Source organism: Streptomyces wuyuanensis (assembly GCF_900103455.1).
Classification (GTDB): Bacteria; Actinomycetota; Actinomycetes; order Streptomycetales; family Streptomycetaceae; genus Streptomyces; species Streptomyces wuyuanensis.
The window spans coordinates 139,344-160,803 of sequence record NZ_FNHI01000010.1 but is presented as its reverse complement, the minus strand read 5'-3'; the positions used below and the strand labels follow the sequence as shown (position 1 = coordinate 160,803).

19 protein-coding genes and 1 tRNA gene are annotated in these 21,460 nt (G+C 71.9%); 7 read left to right on the top strand and 13 right to left on the bottom strand.

Features of this window, described 5'->3' with window-relative positions; genetic code table 11:
- Position 1: 1 nt before the first annotated feature.
- Both BLT82_RS16680 and BLT82_RS16675 read right to left on the bottom strand, forming a co-directional pair.
- Positions 2-1,786 (bottom strand): SDR family oxidoreductase, encoded by a 1,785-nt coding sequence (locus tag BLT82_RS16680; protein ID WP_208867926.1) that lies wholly within the window; start codon positions 1,784-1,786, stop codon positions 2-4.
- Positions 1,783-2,631 (bottom strand): M24 family metallopeptidase, encoded by an 849-nt coding sequence (locus tag BLT82_RS16675; protein ID WP_093655515.1) that lies wholly within the window; start codon positions 2,629-2,631, stop codon positions 1,783-1,785. Before BLT82_RS16675 ends, BLT82_RS16680 begins: the two co-directional genes overlap by 4 nt.
- A 261-nt stretch (positions 2,632-2,892) precedes the next feature.
- Here BLT82_RS16675 and BLT82_RS16670 point away from each other — a divergent pair, with 261 nt between their 5' ends.
- From BLT82_RS16670 to BLT82_RS16645, 6 genes are all read left to right on the top strand, one after another.
- Entirely contained in the window at positions 2,893-3,858 is a 966-nt protein-coding gene (locus BLT82_RS16670; RefSeq protein WP_093655513.1) for an ABC transporter ATP-binding protein, read from the top strand.
- Positions 3,855-4,766: a hypothetical protein gene (locus tag BLT82_RS16665; RefSeq protein WP_093655511.1), complete on the top strand. Its 912-nt coding sequence runs from the start codon at positions 3,855-3,857 to the stop codon at positions 4,764-4,766. Before BLT82_RS16670 ends, BLT82_RS16665 begins: the two co-directional genes overlap by 4 nt.
- Positions 4,767-4,768: 2 nt before the next feature.
- Entirely contained in the window at positions 4,769-5,680 is a 912-nt protein-coding gene (locus BLT82_RS16660; RefSeq protein ID WP_093655509.1) for an ABC transporter ATP-binding protein, read from the top strand.
- A 14-nt stretch (positions 5,681-5,694) separates the two neighbouring features.
- Positions 5,695-6,414: an ABC transporter permease gene (locus BLT82_RS16655; protein ID WP_093655507.1), complete on the top strand. Its 720-nt coding sequence runs from the start codon at positions 5,695-5,697 to the stop codon at positions 6,412-6,414.
- Positions 6,415-6,506: 92 nt separating this feature from the next.
- Complete coding sequence (locus BLT82_RS38960) at positions 6,507-7,064, top strand: SGM_3592 family protein (RefSeq protein ID WP_455431875.1); 558 nt, start codon at positions 6,507-6,509, stop codon at positions 7,062-7,064.
- Positions 7,065-7,327: 263 nt separating this feature from the next.
- Positions 7,328-7,413, top strand: a tRNA-Ser gene (locus BLT82_RS16645).
- Positions 7,414-7,583: 170 nt separating this feature from the next.
- On the opposite strand, the gene BLT82_RS16640 is transcribed toward BLT82_RS16645, so the two are convergent.
- The 9 genes from BLT82_RS16640 to BLT82_RS16600 form a co-directional block, all read right to left on the bottom strand.
- The gene (locus tag BLT82_RS16640) at positions 7,584-8,387 is read right to left on the bottom strand and encodes an HAD family hydrolase (RefSeq protein WP_093655505.1); all 804 of its coding nucleotides are present in this window, start codon (positions 8,385-8,387) and stop codon (positions 7,584-7,586) included.
- Positions 8,384-9,661, bottom strand: a complete 1,278-nt coding sequence (gene serS / locus BLT82_RS16635; protein WP_093655503.1) for a serine--tRNA ligase — start codon at positions 9,659-9,661, stop codon at positions 8,384-8,386. The genes BLT82_RS16640 and serS overlap by 4 nt, the downstream gene beginning before the upstream one ends.
- Before the next feature lie 574 nt (positions 9,662-10,235).
- A complete protein-coding gene (gene pheA, locus BLT82_RS16630) occupies positions 10,236-11,177 on the bottom strand; it encodes a prephenate dehydratase (protein ID WP_093655501.1) in 942 nt (313 codons plus the stop codon).
- A gap of 40 nt (positions 11,178-11,217) precedes the next feature.
- Positions 11,218-12,468 (bottom strand): iron uptake transporter deferrochelatase/peroxidase subunit, encoded by a 1,251-nt coding sequence (gene efeB / locus BLT82_RS16625; RefSeq protein ID WP_093655499.1) that lies wholly within the window; start codon positions 12,466-12,468, stop codon positions 11,218-11,220.
- A 33-nt stretch (positions 12,469-12,501) separates the two neighbouring features.
- Complete coding sequence (locus BLT82_RS16620; protein WP_093655497.1) at positions 12,502-14,547, bottom strand: copper resistance CopC/CopD family protein; 2,046 nt, start codon at positions 14,545-14,547, stop codon at positions 12,502-12,504.
- 46 nt (positions 14,548-14,593) lie between these two features.
- A complete protein-coding gene (locus BLT82_RS16615; RefSeq protein ID WP_093655495.1) occupies positions 14,594-15,043 on the bottom strand; it encodes a copper chaperone PCu(A)C in 450 nt (149 codons plus the stop codon).
- Positions 15,040-15,702, bottom strand: a complete 663-nt coding sequence (locus BLT82_RS16610) for an SCO family protein (RefSeq protein ID WP_093655493.1) — start codon at positions 15,700-15,702, stop codon at positions 15,040-15,042. Before BLT82_RS16610 ends, BLT82_RS16615 begins: the two co-directional genes overlap by 4 nt.
- 36 nt (positions 15,703-15,738) lie before the next feature.
- Positions 15,739-16,482: a YcnI family copper-binding membrane protein gene (locus BLT82_RS16605; protein WP_093655491.1), complete on the bottom strand. Its 744-nt coding sequence runs from the start codon at positions 16,480-16,482 to the stop codon at positions 15,739-15,741.
- A 119-nt stretch (positions 16,483-16,601) separates the two neighbouring features.
- The gene (locus tag BLT82_RS16600) at positions 16,602-17,447 is read right to left on the bottom strand and encodes a hypothetical protein (protein ID WP_093655489.1); all 846 of its coding nucleotides are present in this window, start codon (positions 17,445-17,447) and stop codon (positions 16,602-16,604) included.
- A gap of 214 nt (positions 17,448-17,661) precedes the next feature.
- Here BLT82_RS16600 and BLT82_RS16595 point away from each other — a divergent pair, with 214 nt between their 5' ends.
- A complete protein-coding gene (locus BLT82_RS16595) occupies positions 17,662-18,105 on the top strand; it encodes an ATP-binding protein (RefSeq protein ID WP_093655487.1) in 444 nt (147 codons plus the stop codon).
- A gap of 69 nt (positions 18,106-18,174) precedes the next feature.
- Here BLT82_RS16595 and BLT82_RS16590 read toward each other — a convergent pair whose 3' ends face one another.
- Both BLT82_RS16590 and BLT82_RS16585 read right to left on the bottom strand, forming a co-directional pair.
- Complete coding sequence (locus BLT82_RS16590) at positions 18,175-19,665, bottom strand: aminopeptidase P family protein (RefSeq protein ID WP_093655485.1); 1,491 nt, start codon at positions 19,663-19,665, stop codon at positions 18,175-18,177.
- A 104-nt stretch (positions 19,666-19,769) separates the two neighbouring features.
- The gene (locus BLT82_RS16585; RefSeq protein ID WP_208867924.1) at positions 19,770-21,287 is read right to left on the bottom strand and encodes a PP2C family protein-serine/threonine phosphatase; all 1,518 of its coding nucleotides are present in this window, start codon (positions 21,285-21,287) and stop codon (positions 19,770-19,772) included.
- Positions 21,288-21,460 lie beyond the last annotated feature (173 nt).

Below are 21,460 nucleotides of genomic sequence, written 5' to 3'. Positions count from 1 at the left end.
CTCACAGCGGAGGCTCCAACCGGGCCACCGCCCGCAGTGCACCGGGCGCGAACCGGGACAGCAGCCGGGCACCACGGGCCTCCGGTGTCACCGGCACCACCGCCCGGTTGTCCAGGACGGCGCGGAGGATCGCCCCGGCCACCTTCTCGGGCGGGTAGTTGCGCATCCCATAGAGCTTCGAGGTCCTCTTCCGCCGGCGCTTCTCCTCCTCCTCGGAGACTCCGGTGAAGCGCGCCGTGGCCGTGATGTTCGTGTTCACGATGCCGGGGCAGACGGCCGAGACGCCGATGCCCCTGCCGGCCAGTTCCGCGCGCAGGCATTCGCTCAGCATCAGCACCGCGGCCTTCGAGGTCGCGTACGCGGACAGGGCCTTGGAGGGCTGGTAGGCGGCAGCCGACGCCGTGTTGACGATGTGGCCGCCCTGGCCGCGCTCGGCCATCTGCCTGCCGAAGACCCGGCAGCCGTGGACGACCCCCCACAGATTGACGTCGAGCACCTTGCGCCAGTCGTCGGTGGTGGTGCCAAGGAACGGGCCGGAGAGGCCGATCCCGGCATTGTTCACCAGCACGTCCACGACGCCGTACTCGGCCGCGACCTTCTCGGCGAGCTTCTCCATGGCCGCCTCGTCGCCGACGTCCACCGTCTCGGCCCATGCCTCCGGCGCTCCGATCAGCCGGGCCATCTCGGCCGTCCTGGACGCCCCTTCGCCGTCCCGATCCACCGCGACCACGCGCGCGCCGGCCTCGGCGAAGGCGAACGCCGTCGCCCGACCGATGCCGCTGGCAGCACCCGTCACCAGCACCAACTGCCCGGCGAACCGCTCCGCGTACAGCCCGGGGGCCCCGGGCGCCGGCGGGGGCCAGGACGTGCCCGAGGTGCCTTCCTGCTCGTGCGCGGTCACGAAATCGGCGATCCAGGAGGCGAGTTGATCGGGACGGGTGCGGGGCACCCAGTGCTTGGCCGGCAGCGTACGGCGAACGAGGCGCGGGGCCCACTGGGCGAGACCGTCGTAGAGCCGCTCGGAGAGGAACGCGTCACCGGTGGGGGTGATCAGCTGCACCGGCACGTGTGCGTAGGCGTCGGGGCGGGGGTGGAGCAGCCGGAAGCGGACGTTGTCCCGGTAGAGCCAGGCGCCCTGTGCAGCGTCCGACGGGAGCGAGGCGGTCGGGTATCCACCGCCCGGCACCTTCTCCACCCGCTCGAGGATCTTCGGCCACCGCCGGCCCAGCGGCCCGCGCCAGGCCATCTCGGGCAGCACCGGCGTGTGCAGCATGTACACGTACCAGGACTTGGCGCCCTGGCCGAGCAACTGGGCCACCCCGCGCGGGGTCGGCCGGGACACGCGCTTCTTGATCCAGTGGCCGAAGTGGTCGAGCGACGGGCCCGACATGGACGTGAACGAGGCGATCCGCCCTTCGGTCCGCTGCACCGTGACGAACTCCCAGGACTGCACCGAACCCCAGTCGTGCCCCACCAGGTGCACCGGCCGGTCAGGGCTCACCGCGTCCGCCACGGCCAGGAAGTCGTCCGTCAGCTTCTCCAGCGTGAAGCCCCCGCGCAGCGGCACCGGCGCCGTGGAGCGGCCGTGGCCCCGGACGTCGTACAGGACCACGTGGAACCGCTCCGCCAGGCGGGAGGCGACGTCGGACCACACTTCCTTGCTGTCCGGATAGCCGTGGACCAGTACGACCGTCGGCTGCCGCTCGTCCCCGAGCTCCGCCACGCACAGCTCGATCCCGCCCGTGCGCACCCGGCGCTCGCGGGCTCCCTCGATCCCCTTGGTCACGCTGCCTCCTCCTCGGCCCAGCGCCGCACGTGCGGCAGGTCGTCGTCCAGCCAGAAGGCGCTCTGCTCCGGGTCCTTCGAGTCCGTCACCACCAGGATCTCCTCGAACTTCGCGCCGGTCCCGCGGAAGCCGAGGTGGGGCTCCACGGCCCACAGCCCCGGCCGCGGCGGATGGTCGGAGAACCGGTAGGGCGACCACAGGGGCGACCAGCCCTCCCGGTGTCCGTGCAGAGCGTCGCTCGCCAGACCCTTCAGCGCCTGGGTGCCGAAGCCGAACAGCGTCGGCGACCAGCGCCGCTGCCGCACCCGGTCGACCTTGTGGGCGATCACGCCGAACGGATAGGCCCGGTGCCGGTTGGCGTACCCCTGCCGCACCATGAGGCGGTCCACGTCCTCGTAGATCTCGCGCAGGGAGCGGCGCTCGCGGACCTCGCGCAGGATGAGCTCCCGGTGTGCCCGGAGGTCCGCGAGCAGCCGGTCGTGCAGGGGGTGCGGGCCGAGGCAGCCCGAATAGCCGATGTCGGCGGTGAAGCCCTTGTGGACCGGGGCCATGTCGAGGATGAAGGGCATGCCCGCCTCCAGCCTCCGGTCGGTCGGGAAGAACTGCAGCGGTATCCGGAAGCCCGCGAACGCCGTCCGGTCGCCGAACCACGCGAACGGCAGATGGAACCAGTCCCGCACGCCGCGCCCGTGCAGCCAGCGGCGCTGCATCCGCGCGGCCTCCCGCTCGGTCACCCCCGGCTTCAGCTGGGCCGCGACCGCCTCGGCGCACTCGTAGGCCAGGCGCTGCACTTCCCGGAACCCCCGCAGCTCCGCGGTTCGTTCGCTCATCAGTGCCGAGGTCATGCCACCGTCCCGTCCGGATCCGACGCGTTGCGTCCGTGTGCGTGTGCGGTACGTGCTCGTAACTTGACACTGATGAATGTGACAATGTCCGGCGGCTGCGTCAAGAGTGCTGCGCAAGCCTGTGGACAACCCCGGCACACCGCGGTCGTCTCCTCCCACGGCGTTGCCCCCTACGGGTCCGTACGCCTGGAGTCGGATGCGGAACCAGCCGCCAGGGCTGACGCCGGGTGTGGTGTGCACCACTACGGTCGAAGCGTGACTGTGATCGTGACCGAAAGCCTGAGCAAGCGGTTCCCCCGGGTGACCGCGCTTGACCGGCTCTCCCTGGACATCGGGCCCGGTGTGACCGGACTCGTGGGCGCCAACGGGGCCGGCAAGTCCACACTGATCAAGATCCTGCTGGGTCTGTCCCCCGCCACGGAGGGCCGCGCCGAGGTGCTCGGCCTCGACGTCGCCACCTCCGGTGCCGCCATCCGCGAGCGCGTCGGCTACATGCCCGAGCACGACTGCCTGCCGCCTGACGTCTCGGCCACCGAGTTCGTCGTCCACATGGCGCGCATGTCCGGACTCCCGCCGACCGCGGCACGCGAGCGCACCGCGGACACCCTGCGCCATGTCGGCCTCTACGAGGAGCGGTACCGCCCCATCGGCGGCTACTCGACCGGCATGAAGCAGCGCGTGAAACTCGCGCAGGCCCTGGTCCACGACCCGCAGCTGGTGCTGCTGGACGAGCCGACCAACGGCCTCGACCCGGTCGGCCGGGACGAGATGCTCGGCCTGATCCGCCGCGTCCACACCGACTTCGGCATCTCGGTGCTGGTCACCTCGCACCTCCTGGGCGAGCTCGAGCGGACCTGCGACCACGTCGTGGTCGTCGACGGCGGCAGGCTGCTGCGCTCCAGCTCGACCAGCGACTTCACCAAGATCACGACGACCCTCGCGGTCGAGGTCACCGACTCCGACACCCACCCCGACGGGACCGCGGCACTGCGCGAGGCGCTGACCGCGGCCGGAGTCACCCTGCACGCCCGGGTCGAGGACGGACTGCCCGGTGCGGGCCACATCCTCCTGCTGGAGGCCATCGGCGAGGAGACGTACGACACCGTCCGGGACACCGTCGCCGCCCTCGGCCTCGGGCTCGTACGGATGGAACAGCGCCGCCACCACATCGCGGAGGTCTTCCGCCCCGATGCGGCGGCCCAGCCCATGGAGGTGCCGGCGCGATGAGCAATGGGACGACCCACACGGGAACGGCGCTCGCCGAGACGACCCGTATCCACAACATCGGGTACCGCAACTACGACGGCGCTCGGCTCGGACGCGCCTACGCCCGCCGCTCGCTCTTCGCGCAGTCGCTGCGCGGGGCGTACGGACTCGGCCGCTCCGCCCGGTCGAAGGTCCTGCCGATGATCCTCTTCGCGGTGATGTGCGTGCCCGCGGCGATCGTCGTCGCCGTGGCCGTGACCACCAAGATGAAGGAACTGCCGCTCGACTACACGCGCTACGCCATCGTCACGCAGGCGGTCATCGGCCTCTTCCTCGCGGCGCAGGCCCCGCAGTCCGTCTCACGGGACCTCCGCTTCAAGACCGTGCCGCTCTACTTCTCGCGGCCCATCGAACGCGTCGACTACGTCCTCGCCAAGCTGGGCGCGATGGCCTCGGCGCTCTTCGTCCTCACCGCCGCCCCCCTCCTGATCCTCTGGATCGGCTCGCTGCTGGCGAAGATGGACTTCGCCGACCAGACGAAGGGCTTCGCACAGGGACTGGTCTCCGTGGCACTCCTCTCGCTCCTCTTCGGCGGTCTCGGTCTCGTCATGGCCGCGCTGACCCCGCGCCGCGGATTCGGCGTCGCGGCGGTCATCGCCACCCTGACCATCACCTACGGGGCGGTCTCCACGGTCCAGGCCATCGCCTACGAGACCGGGTCCGAAGGCGCCGTGGAGTGGCTGGGCCTCTTCTCGCCCGTCACCCTCATCGACGGTGTGCAGACCGCCTTCCTCGGCGCGTCCTCCTCCTTCCCGGGCGGGCAGGGGCCCGGCACGGGCGCGGGAGTGGTCTATCTGCTGGCCGTCCTCGCGCTCATCGCCGGTTCGTACGGCGTCCTGATGCGCCGCTACCGAAAGGTCGGGCTCTGACCATGAGCACTGTCCACATCGACCACGCCTCGCGGTGGTTCGGCAACGTGGTGGCCGTCAACGACGTGACGATGACCATCGGGCCCGGCGTCACCGGACTCCTCGGCCCCAACGGGGCCGGCAAGTCCACGCTCATCAACATGATGGGCGGCTTCCTCTCCCCGTCGACGGGCACCGTCACCCTCGACGGAGAAACGATCTGGCGGAACGAGTCGGTCTACCGGCAGATCGGCGTCGTGCCCGAGCGGGAGGCGATGTACGACTTCCTCACGGGACGGGAGTTCGTCCTCGCCAACGCCGAACTGCACGGTCTCGGCGCCAGGGAGGCCCAGCGCGCCCTGGCCACGGTGGAGATGGAGCCGGCCCAGGACCGCAAGATCGCCACGTACAGCAAGGGCATGCGCCAGCGGGTCAAGATGGCGTCCGCCCTGGTGCACGACCCGAGCGTGCTGCTCCTCGACGAGCCGTTCAACGGAATGGACCCGCGCCAGCGCATGCAGCTCATGGACCTGCTCCGGCGGATGGGGGGCGAGGGGCGCACCGTCCTGTTCTCCTCCCACATCCTGGAGGAGGTCGAGCAACTCGCCTCGCACATCGAGGTGATCGTCGCGGGACGCCACGCGGCGAGCGGTGACTTCCGCAGGATCCGCCGCCTGATGACGGACCGGCCGCACCGCTATCTGGTGCGGTCCAGCGACGACCGGGCGCTCGCCGCCGCGCTGATCGCGGACCCGTCGACCGCCGGCATCGAAGTGGACCTGCAGGAGGGCGCGTTGCGCATCCAGGCGGTCGACTTCGGGCGCTTCACCGAACTCCTGCCGAAGGTCGCCCGTGAGCACTCCATCCGGCTGCTCACGGTCTCGCCCTCCGACGAGTCCCTCGAATCCGTCTTCTCCTACCTCGTAGCGGCCTGAAAGGAGCCAACGACATGTACAACCCGACAGTCGCCCGGCTCACCTACCGGGCCCTCCTGGGCAGGCGCCGCGCGGCGATCCTCTTCGTGCTCCCCGCGCTGCTGCTGCTCATCGCCGTGGCCGTAAGGGCGTTCAACGGCGTCGACGACCAGGTCGCCTCCGACGTGCTGGGCGGATTCGCCATCGCCACGATGGTGCCGCTGATCGGCGTGATCGCCGGAACGGGGGCGATCGGGCCCGAGATCGACGACGGTTCGATCGTCTATCTGCTGGCCAAGCCGGTGAAGCGGCCGACGATCATCGTCACCAAGCTGATCGTGGCGATCGCCGTGACCATGGCGTTCTCCGCGGTCCCCACGTTCGTCGCGGGATACATCCTCAACGGCAACGGACAGCAGATCGCGGTGGCCTACACGGTCGCGGCGCTGGTCGCGTCGATCGCCTACGCCGCCCTGTTCCTGCTGCTCGGCACGGTCAGCCGGCACGCGGTCGTGATCGGCCTCGTCTACGCGCTGGTGTGGGAGACGCTCTTCGGCAGCCTGGTGCCCGGGGCGCGGACGCTCAGCGTGCAGCAGTGGTCGCTGGCCCTGGCCGAGCGGATCGGCGGCGAAGGGATGATCACCTCCGACGTGGGACTGCCGCTCGCGGTGGCGCTGCTCGTCGGGGTCACTCTGCTGGCGACGGGATACGCCGGGCAGAAGCTGAGGACGCTGACCCTGGCCGGTGAGGAGTAACGAGGCACGGCAGGACGCGCCCCCGGGGGCGCCCTCGTCCTCACGCGGTCCCGACAGGGCGGTGGGGACACTGGGGGAGAGGAGGAGCCGCCATGCCGGAGGAGCCGAACCTTCAACCGGATCCGAGTTCGATGCCGAGTCGGGATCCGGCGCCGGACCGGGAGGAGCGGCGCCGAGGGCCGGACCGGGAGGAGCGGCGCCCGGGGCCGGACCCGGCGTCGGGTGGGCCCGTGCCGTCCCGCGGCGGCCACGGGGAAGGGCCGCCGGGCGGCGCGGGGGCGGGCGGAGGCACGGGCAGTCCGCTGCCGGGTGCCGTCGGCGACGGCCCTTCGGGAGCTTCGGGTTCGGGCCCGCGCGCCGGGTCGGGCGCCGGTGACGGTGACGGTGCAGGCTCCGGCGCCGGTGTCGGTTCCGGCGAGGGCGCTCGCGGAGGAGCCTGGGACGAGGCGGTGCTCGACGAGGACTTCGTGCGCGCCGCCGAGACCTCCGAGCCGTCGGCCCGCGCCCGTATGCTCGCGGCCCGGTGGCGCGGCTCCGCACCCGAACCACAGCCCTGGCGCTCGGACGAGCCGCCGGCGGGCTGGTTCTGGAGCCGGGCCCGGGCACGGCGCCGCCGTCCTCGGGGCCGGCGCTGGTGGCGGAGGTCGTGAGCCCGTCCCGCACGGAAATTCGGTGGCAGGGGCCGTCGGTACCGGGCAGAGTGGTCGATGCCGCCGCCGGATGTGCGGCGGGCCGAAGGGTCATGACATCCGAGACCGGGGAGGGGCGCGGCGATGACCGAGAGTACGAGTCCGTCGAGCTCCCGGCAGGGCAGCGCACGGCAGGCTTCGGAGTAATCATCGGACTCCGTGGAGCCGCCGGCAGACTGCCCGGGCGGCCGCTTCGAGCGCGCATCCGCGCGGGCCGCCCTCCCGGAGGATTGGCCGAGTGGTAAGGCACCGGCTTGCTAAGCCGTGGTCGGGGTCGACCCCCGCGCGCGTTCGATCCGCGCATCCTCCGCAGTGTGTACGACATCGGCAGTGCGTACGGCGTCCGCCGGGACCCGGGGTGACCCGGGTCCCGGCGGACGTGCCGCGGCACGCGCTCCGTCCGGGGCGGGCACGCCCCGGACCTGCGGGGAGCTGCACCGCGGCGGATGGGCAGGCCACCCGCCGCCCGGGACGTGAGCCCTACCGCCCCAGCAGTTCCTCCAGAACCAGCGCGATCCCGTCGTGCTGGTTCGACGCCGTGATCTCGTGTGCCACGGCCTTCAGTTCGTCGTGGGCGTTGGCCATCGCGACGCCGTGGGCGGCCCAGCCGAACATGGGGATGTCGTTCGGCATGTCGCCGAAGGCGATCGTCTGCGTGGACTTCACGCCGAGTCGGCGCGCGGCCAGCGAGAGGCCGGTGGCCTTGCTCAGACCCAGGGGGAGGATCTCGACGATGCCCGCGCCTGCCATCACCACGTCCACCAGGCCGCCGACCGTCGACTGCGCGATGCGGGTCAACTCGTCGTCGTCGAGGGACGGGTGCTGGATGTAGAGCTTGTTCAGAGGAGCCGCCCACAGCTCTGCCGGGTCGTCGAAGACCACGACCGGGAGCGGACCCTCGTGGACCCGGTAGTCGGGGCTGACGACGACCTTCCCGTCCAGGCCGTCGCGGCTCGCCGCCAGCGCCAGCGGACCGACCTCCGCCTCCAGCTTGGCGAGGGCGAGACCGGCCAGCTGGCGGTCCAGGGTGACCGAGGTGAGCAGCTTGTTCTCGCCCGCGTGGTACACCTGCGCGCCCTGCCCGCAGACCGCGAGACCCTGGTAGCCCAGGTCGTCGAGGATGTGCCGCGTCCACGGGACGCTCCGTCCCGTGACCACGATGTGTGCGGCGCCCGCCGCCGTGGCGGCGGCGAGCGCGTCGCGCGTGCGCTGCGAGACGGTCTCGTCGGAGCGCAGCAGCGTGCCGTCGAGATCCGTGGCGATCAGGCGGTACGGAAAGCTCACTTGGCGACCGGCTCCAGGACCTCACGGCCGCCGAGATAGGGCCGCAGCACCTCCGGCACCCGCACCGAACCGTCGGCCAGCTGGTGGTTCTCCAGGATGGCGACGATCGTGCGCGGCACGGCGCACAGCGTGCCGTTCAGCGTCGCGAGCGGCTTGACCTGCTTGCCGTCGCGCATGCGGACCGACAGCCGGCGGGCCTGGAAGCCGTCGCAGTTCGACGCCGACGTGAGCTCGCGGTACTTGCCCTGGGTCGGGATCCACGCCTCGCAGTCGTACTTGCGGGAGGCCGAGGCGCCGAGGTCGCCGCTGGCCACGTCGATCACCTGGAAGGGCAGTTCCAGGCCGGTCAGCCACTGCTTCTCCCACTCGAGGAGCCGCTTGTGCTCGTTCTCGGCGTCGTCCGGGTGGACGTACGAGAACATCTCGACCTTGTCGAACTGGTGGACACGGAAGATGCCGCGGGTGTCCTTGCCGTACGTGCCGGCCTCGCGGCGGAAGCAGGGAGAGAAGCCGGCGTACCGCAGCGGCAGCTTGTCGCCGTCGATGATCTCGTCCATGTGGTACGCCGCGAGCGGGACCTCGGACGTGCCGACGAGATAGAAGTCGTCCTTCTCCAGGTGGTACACGTTCTCCGCGGCCTGGCCGAGGAAGCCGGTGCCCTCCATCGCGCGCGGGCGGACCAGCGCGGGGGTCAGCATCGGCGTGAAGCCCGCCTCGGTGGCCTGGGCGATGGCGGCGTTGACGAGGGCGAGCTCCAGCAGCGCGCCGACACCCGTCAGGTAGTAGAAGCGCGAGCCGGACACCTTGGCGCCGCGCTCGACGTCGATGGCGCCCAGCGCCTCGCCGAGCTCCAGGTGGTCCTTGGGCTCGAAGCCCTCGGCGCCGAAGTCGCGGACGGTGCCGTGCGTCTCCAGGACGACGAAGTCCTCCTCGCCGCCGACCGGGACGTCCGGGTGGATCAGGTTGCCCAGCCCGAGCAGCAGGCGTCGGGCCTCTTCCTCGGCCTCGTGCTGCTCGGCCTCGGCGGCCTTGACGTCGGACTTGAGCTGCTCGGCCTTCTTCAGCAGCTCGGCGCGCTCGTCCGGGGAGGCCTTGGGGACGAGCTTGCCGAGCGCCTTCTGCTCGGAACGGAGTTCGTCGAAGCGGACGCCGGACGACCTGCGCCGCTCATCGGCGGAGAGCAGGGCGTCGACGAGTTCGACGTCCTCTCCACGGGCGCGCTGGGAGGCGCGAACACGGTCGGGGTCCTCACGGAGCAGGCGAAGGTCAATCACCCCACCAGGCTACCGGTGCGTGCTCCCGGCACCCCAGTTGATATTGGTTGCGTGTCACTTTGACCGAATTGCCGGAATTACGGAAAGGCCCGGTGAATGCGCGGCGTGGCCCGCGGGTGCCTCGTCGCGGGTCGCCGGAATGGGGCCGGAATCGCTTCTTCCCGGCCCCGGCGGCCCGCGGGCTCGCGCAACTCCGGGGCTGTTGTCCACAGGGGGAGGGGGCGAGTGTGAGTTATCCACAGGCTGTGGGAGGGATCTGTGGATTACGGAATTGATCATTCCTGAAGTCGGCGGAGGGCCCGTGGATTGTGTCCCCAAACCCGGTTCACGCACTCGTTCGAGTGGGAATTCCTCGCACTTCTCCGCTCCAAAGAGTTGATCAAAGGAATTGGGCTGACATGGGGTTTCGATGTGCGCTGTGGATGCAACTGGGGCGAGTGAGGCGATTTGTCGACTGTGCCGGTTTGTGTTGTCGACTTGTCCCCAGATCGAGAACCCGCCCTGTGGATAACTCTGTGGGCAAGGGAAGAGCCGGAGGTGAGACCCGGCGGCACCGGGCGGGGTGAACCCGGGGTTACGCGCGGCCGTCCTGGCAGCGCGCCAGCCATTCCGCCGCGTCCACGAACTCCGCGTCCGAGGTGCCCGGGCGCAGCGTGCGCCCGCCCTGCGCCGGAGCCGAGACCCCCGCCCGCGGGTAGGACCCGAGGAACCGCACCTTCGGGCAGATGCGCTTCAGACCCATGAGCGCCTCCCCCACCCGCCGGTCCGAGATGTGCCCTTCGGCGTCGATCGCGAAGCAGTAGTTGCCGATGCCCGCGCCCGTGGGCCGTGACTGGAGCAGCATCAGGTTGACGCCCCGCACCGAGAATTCCTGGAGGAGCTCCAGCAGGGCACCCGGGTGGTCGTCGCGCTGCCAGATGACCACCGACGTCTTGTCCGCGCCGGTCGGGGCCGCGGGCCGGGCCGGCCGGCCCACCAGGACGAAGCGCGTCTCCGCGTTCTGCGCGTCGTGGATCTCGGTGACCAGCGCCTCGAGCCCGTACGTCGCCGCCGCGAACTCACCGGCGAAGGCCGCGTCGAAGCGACCCTCCTGAACCAGCCGCGCACCGTCGGCGTTCGAGGCCGCCGACTCCCACACCGCGTCCGGCAGATGGGCCCGCAGCCAGTTCCGCACCTGCGGCTGGGCGACCGGGTGGCCGGTCACCGTCTTCACGTCCGACAGCTTCGTCCCCGGCCGTACCAGCAGCGCGAAGGAGATCGGCAGCAGCACCTCGCGGTAGATCATCAGCGGCTCGCCCGACGCCAGCTCGTCGAGGGTCGCCGTGACGCCGCCCTCCACCGAGTTCTCGATCGGCACCAGCGCGGCCGCGGCCTCACCGCTGCGCACGGCGTCGAGGGCGGCCGGCACGGACACCATCGGGACCAGTTCGCGGGTGGCGGCCTCCGGGAGGGTACGCAGGGCGGCCTCGGTGAAGGTGCCCTCGGGGCCGAGGTACGTGTAGCGCATGGCGGACATACTCGTCACCCTAGTGCGCCCCGGACCCGGGCGGCTCGCCTCACGGCTCCAGCAGCCGCTCGCCGACGTACTCGCCCTTCTCCGCACCGCCGGGAACCGCGAAGAGGCCGCTCGCCTCGTGCCGGATGAAGGTGGACAGCGCGTCGCCCCGGTCCAGCTTCCGCTGCACCGGGACGAAGCCCCGGAGCGGGTCGGCCTGCCAGCAGACGAAGAGCAGCCCCGCGTCGGGGGTGCCGTCGGCCGCCATGCCGTCGTGGTACGAGAACGGCCGGCGCAGCATCGCCGCACCCGCGTTCTGCTCCGGGGCGGAGATCCGGGCGTGGGCGTTGGCCGGGACGACCAGGGAACCGTCCGGACCGGTCCGGTCGAGGTCGAGCTCCGTCGTCTCGCCGCCCCCGGTCAGCGGGGCGCCGTCGGACTTGCGGCGGCCGATCACCAGTTCCTGGTCCCTGAGGTTCAGCTTCTCCCAGTCGTCCAGCAGCATCCGGATGCGGCGGACGACGGCGTACGAGCCGCCCGCCATCCAGGCCGGCTGCCCCGGCGAGCCGGACCCGGACCCCGCGGCCGGGACGAAGACACGGCGGTCGAAGTCGTGATCCGACGGTTTGGGATTGCGGGTGCCGTCGATCTGGCCCATGAGGTTGCGGCTGGTCATCGGCTGGGCCGTGACGCCGGGCGAGCGGTTGAAGCCGGTCATCTGCCAGCGCGTCCGCGCCGCCGCGCCCGCCGCCTTCTGGACGGCGCGCAGCGCGTGGAAGGCGACCAGCGCGTCGTTGGCGCCGATCTGCACCCAGAGATCGCCCTCGGAACGGCGCGGATCCAGCCGGTCGCCGGAGAACGCCGGCAGCGGGTCGAGCTGGACGGGCCGCTGTGCGGCCAGTCCCGTGCGGTCGAAGAAGGTCCGGCCGAAGCCGAAGGTGATCGTGAGGGAGGAGGGGCCCGCGTCCAGGGCGACCCCGGTGTCGTCGTCGGCGGGCTCGCCCGCCATCAGCCGGGCCGCGGTGGCCGACCAGCGGCGCATCAGGGCGGCCGCCTCCCTGCGGCCCGCCCCCGCCACCAGGTCGAAGGCGACGAGATGCCCGTGGGACTGCATCGGCGAGGTGATGCCCGACTGGTGCTCGCCGTGGAACGACTCCCCGGTGGAGCCGACGGTCGCCAGGGCGGTCGCCGGGTCCGCGGCGGTCACCGCGTGTCCGGCGGCGCCGCCCACGGCGCCGAGGGCGAGTCCGGTCGCCCCCGCTGCGCCGACCGTGCCGAGCAGCCTGCGCCGCGAGATCTCGTTGTCGCTCATGCCCTTACCACTGTGCCTCGGCGGCTGATCACGTCAGCCGATCCTCACGTTCTTCTCTACGGTCGTCTGGTCGATGTCCGACGTCCGTACGGTGATCCGGACCTGCCATTCGCCCGGCAGCGGGATCTGGATGTTGCTCGCGCTCCAGTGGCCGGCCGCGACGCGTTCCGGGACCAGCGGGAGCGGACCGATCTTCTCGGCGGTCAGGGTGAAGGCGAGCTTGACCTCGGGGGCGTCCAGGGGCTGCTTGTCCTGGGACCGGGTCCACAGGTGCACCTCGTTGGCGCCCGAGCGGCCGGGGCTGATGGTCAGCCGGGCCGTGCCCTTGCCGTTCGCACCGCCGGTGTCGAAGGGCAGGGTGACGTCGACGGGCTTGGTCGGCGCGGCCTCCGCGGTCCCGCCCCCCGCCCGGGCCGCCTGCTCCTCCGTACGGCCGGGCTCGGTGGACGTCAGGACCGTCGTCACGGCGAGCAGGACGACGGCGACGCCGGCCTCCGCGAGGACGGAGCGGCGGAGTCCGGAGCGCTCCGGGTCGGCGTCCCTGAGGCGCTTTCGGGTGGCCGCCGCCACCGCGGCGCCCTGCCGGGCGAGTTGGGCGGCGCGCACGGGGTCGTCGGACGGTGCCGGTGCCTCGCCGGTGGGCGACTCCCCGCCGGCGGAGGGCGCCGCCCGGTCGTCCGGGTCGGTCTCCCCGCCGGTCTCCGAGCGCGTGTCGTCCGCCTCGGGGGGACGCTCCGACAGCCGTGCCGTCCAGCGCCGTGAGATCCAGGCGACCCCGACCAGGACCGCGACCAGCCCGATCTTGACCAGCAGCAGCCGTCCGTACGAGGTGCCGGTCAGGGCCGACCACGAGCCGACCTGCCGCCAGGACTGGTAGAGCCCCGTCGCGGCCAGGACGACGACGGACCAGAACGCCAGGCGGGAGAAACGCAGGACGGCCGTGCGCCCGACCGAGGGCGCCCGGTGGAGCGCCACGAGCAGCGTGGCCAGACCGCCGATCCAGGCGGCGACGGCCAGGAGGTGGAGCACGTCGACGGGCATTGCGACGCCCGCCTGGATGCCCGTGGAGGCGTGCTCGGAGAGTGCCCAGGTGGCGGCGATCCCGGCCGCGACGACGGTGCCGCCCACGGCCAGACCGAAGGTGAGGTCCTGCTTCTCCTTCGCCCGGTCGACGGCCGCTCCCGGGTCGTCCCCGGCCGCGTCCGCACCCCCGTCGGCGGCGTCCTCCGTGCCGGCCGGGCGGGGCACGCCGGTCTCCGCGGCGCCCTCCGCTTCGGTGGCGCGCTTCGCGTACGCCCCGAACAGCACCGCGATGAACAGCGCCGCGGCGCCGAGCAGCAGCAGCCGGGACACGAGTGCCGCCCCGGTCTTGGTCGTGAGGACGGCCTGCAGACCGGTGAGGTCGAAGGCGTCGCCCAGCTCGCCCGAGCCGGTGTAGGGATTGCGCAGCAGCAGCATGGCGAGTGTGGCCGCGGTGAGCGTCACCCAGCCGCACACCACGAGCCGCTGGACCGGCCGGACGCCCGCCCCGCGCGGCCAGCAGGCCAGCACGAACGCGGCACCGCCGACCAGGACGGTGAACCCCGTGTACGCCGCGTACCGTGCGATGCCGTAGAGCGTGCCGACGAGCCCGCCGCCCGCCTCCTGCTTCGGCAGTTCGACGGCGGTCTTCGACGGCGCGCCGACCGAGAACGTGAACGCACCGGCGATGGGGTGGCTGTCGGCGGAGACGGCCTGCCAGGCGACGGTGTACGTGCCGTCCGGCAGACCGGAGTGCAGGTCCACCCCGTACTTGACGAGGTCTCCGCTGCCGAAGTTCTTCAGCCGGCCGGTGTCGACGCGCTTGCTCTTGGGGTCGAGGACGCGGATCGAGTCGTTCCCCAGGGCGACCTGCTCGGAGAAGGTGAGCGTGACGTCCTTGGGGGCGACGGCCAGCACCGCCCCGTCCTTGGGGTTGCTCCCGGTCAGGGCGGCGTGCGCGTTCGCCGTGCCGGTGAGCACGGTGCCGAGCAGTGCCGCGGTGATCAGCAGCAGCCGCAGGAGAGTCGCCGTGCCGAGGCGCGGGGCGGTGGTGGTCATGGTGTCTCGTCAGTCCCTCGAATGGCCGGGAGCCTCTTCACGGGGCTCAGTGGTGCTTCGGGTTGTGGGTCCGCTCCTCGACGGGGAGCTCGACCGCGATGGGTTCCGACTTCTCGAAGTGCAGCTCGACGTCGATCCTCTGGCCCCGCTCCGGCTGCTTCTTGAGGCCCATGAACATGAGGTGGTCGCCACCGCGTTCCAGCCTCAGCTCCCCGTTCGCGGGGACGTCGAGCGACGTCACCTGCCGCATCCGCCGGTCCTTCGTCTCGTGGATCTGGACGTCGTCCGAGAGGCTGCTGGTGACGGAGGTCAGCCTGTCCGCGGTGTCACCGCTGTTGGTGACGGTGAGGAAGCCGCCCGCCATGTCGCCCACGGGCAGTGGCATGAACGCCCCGCCGACCTTCAGCTCGGGTGCGGACGGGGAACAGCCCGCGAGCCCCGGACCGATGGCGAGGGCCAGGACCGCGGCGAGGGCGGTCGCCCTGAGGCGGGTCACGGGTTCTCCCCCTTGACGATCTTCGGGAGGTCCTTGACGAAGTCGTCGGGTGTGGTGTCCTCGCCGTACAGGACGTAGCCCCGGTCGGTCTTGGGGGAGAAGGCCACCACCTGCGTCCCGTGCATGGAGACGACCTTGCCGTTCTTGTCCGTCGTGGAGGGCTCGATGCCGATGCCGAGCTGGCGCGCCCCGGCCTGGATGGTCGGGAAGTCGCCGGTGAGCCCGACGAAGGAGGGATCACCCGCGGCCGGGAGCCACTTGGCCAGCTCGGCCGCGGTGTCCCGCTGGGGGTCGGTGGTGACGAAGACGACCTGGAGCTTGTCCTGGTCGGCCTTGGGGAGCTGCTTCCTGGCGACGGCGATGTTGCTCATCGTCAGCGGGCAGACGTCGGGGCAGTGGGTGTAGCCGAAGTAGATGAGGGTCGGCTTGCCCTTGGTCCGCTCGCGGAGGTCGTACGACTTGCCCGTGGTGTCCGTGAGGACGAGGTTCGGCTTCTCGAAGGGCCGGTCGAGGACGGTCGCGGCCTTTTCCTTGGGCTGGGCGGAGACCTCGGCGACGGAGCCGTCCGCGTTGTCGGACCCTCCGTCGGGGCCGCAGGCGGAGAGGGAGAGTGCGGCCGCCATCGCCAGGGCGGCCGCCGTCACGGTCTTGTAGCGCATGAAGAGATGTCCCAGAAGTAAATGATGTGGCTTATGTCAGGCGGCGCGGCGGCGGCCGGCCAGCACGCCGAAGGCCACGCCCGCGGCACCCACCAGGATGCCGACGACGGCGAGGACCCGGGCCGCGGTGTCGGTGGTGGACGCGGCGGCCTCGGTGCCGCCGTCCGCGTGGTCCGCGGTGTGGGCGGCGTTCTTGCCGTCCGCGGCGCTCTTGTCGCCGGCGCCGCCGTGGTGGTCACCGGTCGCCGCGGACAGGGCGAGCACCGGTGCGGGGTGGTCCGGCTCGGCCGCCCCCTTCTGCGGCTCCTCGATCCAGCGCACGACCTCCTTGTTGTCGTACGTCTGGAGCGCCTTGAAGACGAGTTCGTCGGTGTTCTCCGGCAACTGGCCGAGGGACACCGGGAACTGCTGGAACTCGCCGGGGCCGATCTTGCCGCCCGCCGCGGTCCAGGTGATCTTCGAGACGGCCTCGGTGATCTGCTTGCCGTGCACGCTCAGCGGCTTGGCGAGCCTGGTCTTGGTGACCTCCGCCTTCCAGCCCGGGACGGGCTGCGGCATCACCGACGAGAGCGGGTGGTCGGCCGGGACGGTGACCTCGAGCTTCACCGTCGAGGCGTTGTCGCGCTCGTTCGGGACCTTGAAGTTGACCGTCGCGTAGCCGCCCTTCGCGGCCTCGCCCTGGGGCTGCACGCTGACGTGCGCGACGGCGGGGCCGCAGAGCAGCAGCACGGAGGAGGCGGCGACGCCGCCGGCGACGGCGAGGCGAGAGATCTTGTGCATGGCAGAGACACTCCACGTGAGCAGGAAGGTGATCGGTCCGCGCGCGGGTGCGCGGGAGCGCCGCGGCACCGACCACCCGGGACACCCGCTTCGGGGTACGTCGTCGAGTGGCGCCGCGTTCAGGCTGCGAGGACGCAGGCTGCGAGGACGCGCTGCGCGGGCGGGCCGCGCCTGATCACGATGTGCTGGAGTGCGGTCGCCACGGGCGGTGCGGAGGGGCCGGGGTCGGCCCCGGCGGGTCCGGGACCGGTGTCCGGTGCCGCCGGCAGTCCGGCGAGCAGTTCGCGCACGAGGACGAGCGCGGCCCGCAGGGCGCGTACGAGCGCGCCTTCGGCCACCACCTCGCCGGCGCCCTGGGCGCCCTGTGACGAGAGTTCGGCCAGCCGGAACAGTGCCAGGTCGCCGCGGCGCAGCAGCCAGCCCGTGACGAGGGCCGCCAGCAGATGGCCGAGGACCATGGGGAGGCTCGGCAGCAGCCCCGCGGACTCGAGGGCGGCGTTCGGTACGGCCTCGGCGTGCCCCGCGTGGGCTGCCCGCGCCGCGGTCGCCGGGTCGATGCCCGCACCGGTGACGATCCGGTGGGCGTCGGCCGGGCTCAGTGCGTTGCCGCCGGCCCCGCACACGAGCTTGGCCGCCATCCGGATCAGTGCGTCGTCGGCGCTCGGGGACACGGTGAGCCTGCGCTGGCCGAGGCCGAAGAGCGTGTGGAGGCCGAGTTGCCCGACCGCCAGGGCGGCGACGACCGCCGACAGCGAGCGTGTGCGGCCGGTGAACGGCGTCACCACCGCGAACACCGCCAGGAAACCGGCGAGGAGCGTCCACCAGGGGACGGTCGCGCAGGCCGCCAGGACGTGCCCCAGCGCGGACAGCACGACGCAGACCGCGGTGAACACCGCGGCCCTCAGCAGCCGCGGTCCGGCCGCGGCCGGCGCGTCGCCGGGTGCGACCGACGGGTGGGCAGACATGGCCGGGACATCATCGCACTGCGCCCTCGGGACCCGTGCGGCAGGTCCGGAAGGTCACGTTTCAGTCCCACTCGCCCGCCTGGCGTGGGCATACACCGGCATGGCCGATCGACGCATCCGCCGAATGAGGGCAATCACGTCAACTCCGCGCTTACGAACGCCATGGCGCGGCAATACGTAACGGTATGTCGAGCCGCAGCCAGGAGGCTGGAGCATGAGCATCTGGTGGTCTCTCCATTTGCGGCGCGAGGCTGCGAGCGTGCCGCTCGCTCGACGTCTTCTGCTCGGTGCCATGGAGACCGCGGGCGTCGATCCCGACATCTCCTTCGATCTCTCCGTCGCGTTGAGCGAGGCGTGTGCGAACGCCGTCGAGCACGGCGGGTCCGGTGCGCCCGGATCGTCGGCGGACGGATACCGGGTGACGGCGTACCTGGACGGCGAGAAGTGCCGTATCGAAGTGGCGGACGGAGGGCCGGGGTTCCCGGACTGCGCCCATGTCACCGGCGCGGGGCCCGCCGCCGAGAGCGGCCGCGGACTCTGTCTCATCGAGCAGCTCGCCGACCACGTCCATCTGCGGAACCGGCCCGGCCGGGGCGCGGTGGTGAGCTTCGACAAGGTGCTGAAATGGCGGGACGGCGCCCTGCTCGGAGCGGTCTGAGCGAAGGCGCCGTCCGTGGCGGCCGGTCCGTCCGTGCGGGCCGTCGCGGCCCGCACGGCGGTGCGGTGATCAGCCCTTGAGGCCGGCCATCCATTCCTCGATCTCGTCCGCCTGCCGCGGCAGCGCCGCCGACAGGTTCCGGTTGCCGTCCTCGGTGACGAGGATGTCGTCCTCGATGCGGACGCCGATGCCGCGGTACTCCTCGGGCACGGTCAGGTCGTCGGCCTGGAAGTACAGACCGGGCTCCACGGTCAGGCACATGCCGGGCTCCAGCGTGCCCGCCACGTAGGTCTCGCGGCGCGCGGCCGCGCAGTCGTGGACGTCCATGCCGAGCATGTGGCCGGTGCCGTGCAGCGTCCAGCGGCGCTGGAGGCCGAGTTCGAGCACCTTCTCCACGTCGAGGTCGCCGAGCAGACCCCACTCCACGAGCCGGGTGGCCAGGACCCGCTGGGCCGCGTCGTGGAAGTCGCGGTACGGGGCACCGGGCCGCACCGCGGCGATGCCGGCCTCCTGGGCCTCGTACACGGCGTCGTAGATCTTGCGCTGCAGCTCGTTGAAGCGGCCGTTGATCGGCAGGGTGCGGGTCACGTCGGCGGTGTAGAGCTCGGTGGTCTCGACGCCGGCGTCCAGGAGCAGCAGTTCGCCGGAGCGGACCGCACCGTCGTTGCGGACCCAGTGCAGGGTGGTGGCGTGCGGGCCCGCCGCGCAGATCGAGCCGTAGCCGACGTCGTTGCCGTCGACGCGGGCGCGCAGGAAGAACGTTCCCTCGATGTAGCGCTCGCTGGTTGCCTCGGCCTTGTCCAGGACCCTGACGACGTCCTCGAAGCCGCGGGCCGTGGCGTCGCAGGCCCGCTGCAGCTCGGCGATCTCGAACTCGTCCTTGACCAGGCGGGCCTCGGAGAGGAAGACGCGCAGCTCCTCGTCGCGCTCGGCGGTGACCTTGTCGGTCAGGGCGGACTCGATGCCGGCGTCGTGGCCGCGGACGACGCGGACCGGGCCGGTCGCCTCGCGCAGCTTCTGCGGCAGCTCCCGCACGTCCTCGGCCGCGATGCCCAGCAGCTGGGCCGCCTCGGCCTGCGAGTGGCGGCGGCCGACCCACAGCTCGCCCTGGCCGTCGAGCCAGAACTCGCCGTTCTCCCGGTTGGAGCGCGGCAGCAGGTGGACGGTCGCCTCGTGGCCGTCGGCGGTGGGCTCCAGCACCAGGACGCCGTCGTGGCTCTGGTCGCCGGTGAGGTAGGCGTACTCGGTGGAGGCGCGGAACGCGTACTCAGTGTCGTTTGAGCGGGTCCTCAGGTTGCCCGCCGGGATGACGAGCCGCTCGCCCGGGAAACGGGCGGAGAGGGCGGCGCGGCGGCGCTCGGTGTGCGCGGCCTGCGCGATCGGCTCCAGGCCGTGCAGCTCGGTGTCGGCCCAGCCGGACTTCATGCTCTCCGCGAGCTCGTCGGAGACCTCCGGGTACAAGCCGTTCTTGCGCTGCTTGATCGGCTCCTCGGTCCCTTCCGCCTCGGCGGTGCGGTCGGACTCGTTCTCCGGGGTCTCCGGGGTGAGCTCCTCTGCCACGGGTCTGCCTCCTAGTCGGTACGACGCTGAACCCCCACCCATCGTACGGTCGTACCGCGAGAGCGCCGGAAGCCTTGCGGCCCCCGGCCCGCGTCACCGGAGCGTCACTCGAACCGGGCGGCCAGCATCACCACGTCCTCGCCGTCCTCGCCCGCGTCGAGGCCGCCGGGCAGCACCGTGCGCAGCACGTGGTCGGCGATGGCGCCCGGGTCGTGGCGCACGGCCTTGGGCACGCTCGCCGCGGCGGTGTGCAGCCGGGTGAAGGCCCGGTCCATGGGGTCGCCGGTGCGCCGGAGCAGCCCGTCGGTGTAGAGCAGCACCGTTTCTCCGGGTGCGGGGCAGAACTCCACGCTCGGCGCCTCCCAGCAGGCGAGCATCCCCAGCGGCGCCGACAGCGACGTCTCCACGAACTCGGTGCGGTGCTGCCCGACGACCAGCGGCGGGGTGTGCCCGGCGCCGGCCAGCACGATCTTGCTGCCGGTGCCCTCCGCGTGGGACGCCGGCGCCGGTTCGCAGTAGGCGAAGAGCGCGGTGGCCGAACGGGCCGGTTCGGTGAGCCTCAGCAGCAGCTCCAGATCGGACAGCACGGCGACGGGGTCCTCCCCCTCCATCACCGCGTACGCCCGCAGACTGGCCCGGAGCCTGCCCATGGCGGCCAGCGCGCTCGGCCCGGAGCCGGAGACCGAGCCGACGGCGAGTCCCAGGGCGCCCTCGGGCAGCGGCAGTGCGTCGTACCACTCGCCGCCGCCGCGCGGTCCGGTGACGTGGCGGGCCGCGAGCCGTACCCCGGGGATCCGCGGCAGCCTGCTGGGCAGCAGTTCGTCGGTGATGGTGGCCATCTGGCGACGGGACCGTTCCAGCTCGAGCAGCCGGGCCAGGTGCTCGGTGGCGTACCGCCCGTAGAGGCCGACGAGATGGCGCTGGCGGTCCACGGGTTCGGCGGGCTCGTCGTAGAACCAGACGGCGACGCCCAGCCTCCCGGCCGCCTCCGTGGCGAGCGGCAGGGCGTAGCTCGCGGCGTAGCCGAGGCGGGCTGCGACCTCGCGGTGGCGCGGGTCGAGCGCCTCGTCGTGGAAGAGGTCCGCCTGGGCGACGGGGGCCGGGACTTCCCCCGTCCCGCCGTCGAGGATCCGGCCGTACCCGGTGGCGCTGCGGGGGACGGTCTCGATGTGGCCCAGGTCGGCGTGGGCGAGGCCGAGTCCGACGGTGGCGGCGGGGCCGCGGCCGTCGGCCGGTTCGAGGACGAGCATGCCGCGGCCGGCGCCGACCAGGGCGGCGCCGGCGCGCAGGAGTTCGTCGAGTGCCTCGTCCAGCGTGCCGGTTCTGGCGAGCCGTTCGGTGAGTTCGTGGAGCGTGGTGAGGTCGGAGACCCAGCCGGCGAGCCGGTCCTGGATCACCGCGCCGGGCGCGGAAGCAGGATCGGGGGCGATTGGGGCGGCAGTTTGCGCGGGGGCTGGAACCGCTGAGTCGATTCCAGCCACTTTCGGCAGGTGAGGGGCGCTCATGGCAGCCGGCCGTCCGGCTGGTGCTTTCTGCTCAATAGCATCGCAAACCCCCATGTCAATCTGCGCCGCTATCACTGCATCCACATCTACACGCACACAAAGGGGGATGTCCAGCATTGTCCTGGTCGTATCGCTGGTGTCCGCGCGGTTGCTAACTTGGCTGAAAAATGCCCCCCATGAACGCGATTTGCGGTCGACTAAGGGCGTTCGACGTGGGGATCCCACCCAGGGTGAAGTCCGAGGCGAAGCCCGAGGGGGGAGTCATCCCGGGCGTGATGGGTACGTAAACG

Excerpts from the sequence above, each read along its gene's own strand:
- BLT82_RS16675 (WP_093655515.1), bottom strand. The coding sequence starts at position 2,631 with ATGACCTCGGCACTGATGAGCGAACGAACCGCGGAGCTGCGGGGGTTC.
- BLT82_RS16665 (WP_093655511.1), top strand. The coding sequence starts at position 3,855 with ATGAGCAATGGGACGACCCACACGGGAACGGCGCTCGCCGAGACGACC.
- BLT82_RS16660 (WP_093655509.1), top strand. The coding sequence starts at position 4,769 with ATGAGCACTGTCCACATCGACCACGCCTCGCGGTGGTTCGGCAACGTG.
- BLT82_RS16655 (WP_093655507.1), top strand. The coding sequence starts at position 5,695 with ATGTACAACCCGACAGTCGCCCGGCTCACCTACCGGGCCCTCCTGGGC.
- BLT82_RS38960 (WP_455431875.1), top strand. The coding sequence starts at position 6,507 with ATGCCGGAGGAGCCGAACCTTCAACCGGATCCGAGTTCGATGCCGAGT.
- pheA (WP_093655501.1), bottom strand. The coding sequence starts at position 11,177 with ATGTCCGCCATGCGCTACACGTACCTCGGCCCCGAGGGCACCTTCACC.
- efeB (WP_093655499.1), bottom strand. The coding sequence starts at position 12,468 with ATGAGCGACAACGAGATCTCGCGGCGCAGGCTGCTCGGCACGGTCGGC.
- BLT82_RS16620 (WP_093655497.1), bottom strand. The coding sequence starts at position 14,547 with ATGACCACCACCGCCCCGCGCCTCGGCACGGCGACTCTCCTGCGGCTG.
- BLT82_RS16610 (WP_093655493.1), bottom strand. The coding sequence starts at position 15,702 with ATGCGCTACAAGACCGTGACGGCGGCCGCCCTGGCGATGGCGGCCGCA.
- BLT82_RS16605 (WP_093655491.1), bottom strand. The coding sequence starts at position 16,482 with ATGCACAAGATCTCTCGCCTCGCCGTCGCCGGCGGCGTCGCCGCCTCC.
- BLT82_RS16600 (WP_093655489.1), bottom strand. The coding sequence starts at position 17,447 with ATGTCTGCCCACCCGTCGGTCGCACCCGGCGACGCGCCGGCCGCGGCC.
- BLT82_RS16595 (WP_093655487.1), top strand. The coding sequence starts at position 17,662 with ATGAGCATCTGGTGGTCTCTCCATTTGCGGCGCGAGGCTGCGAGCGTG.
- BLT82_RS16585 (WP_208867924.1), bottom strand. The coding sequence starts at position 21,287 with ATGCTGGACATCCCCCTTTGTGTGCGTGTAGATGTGGATGCAGTGATA.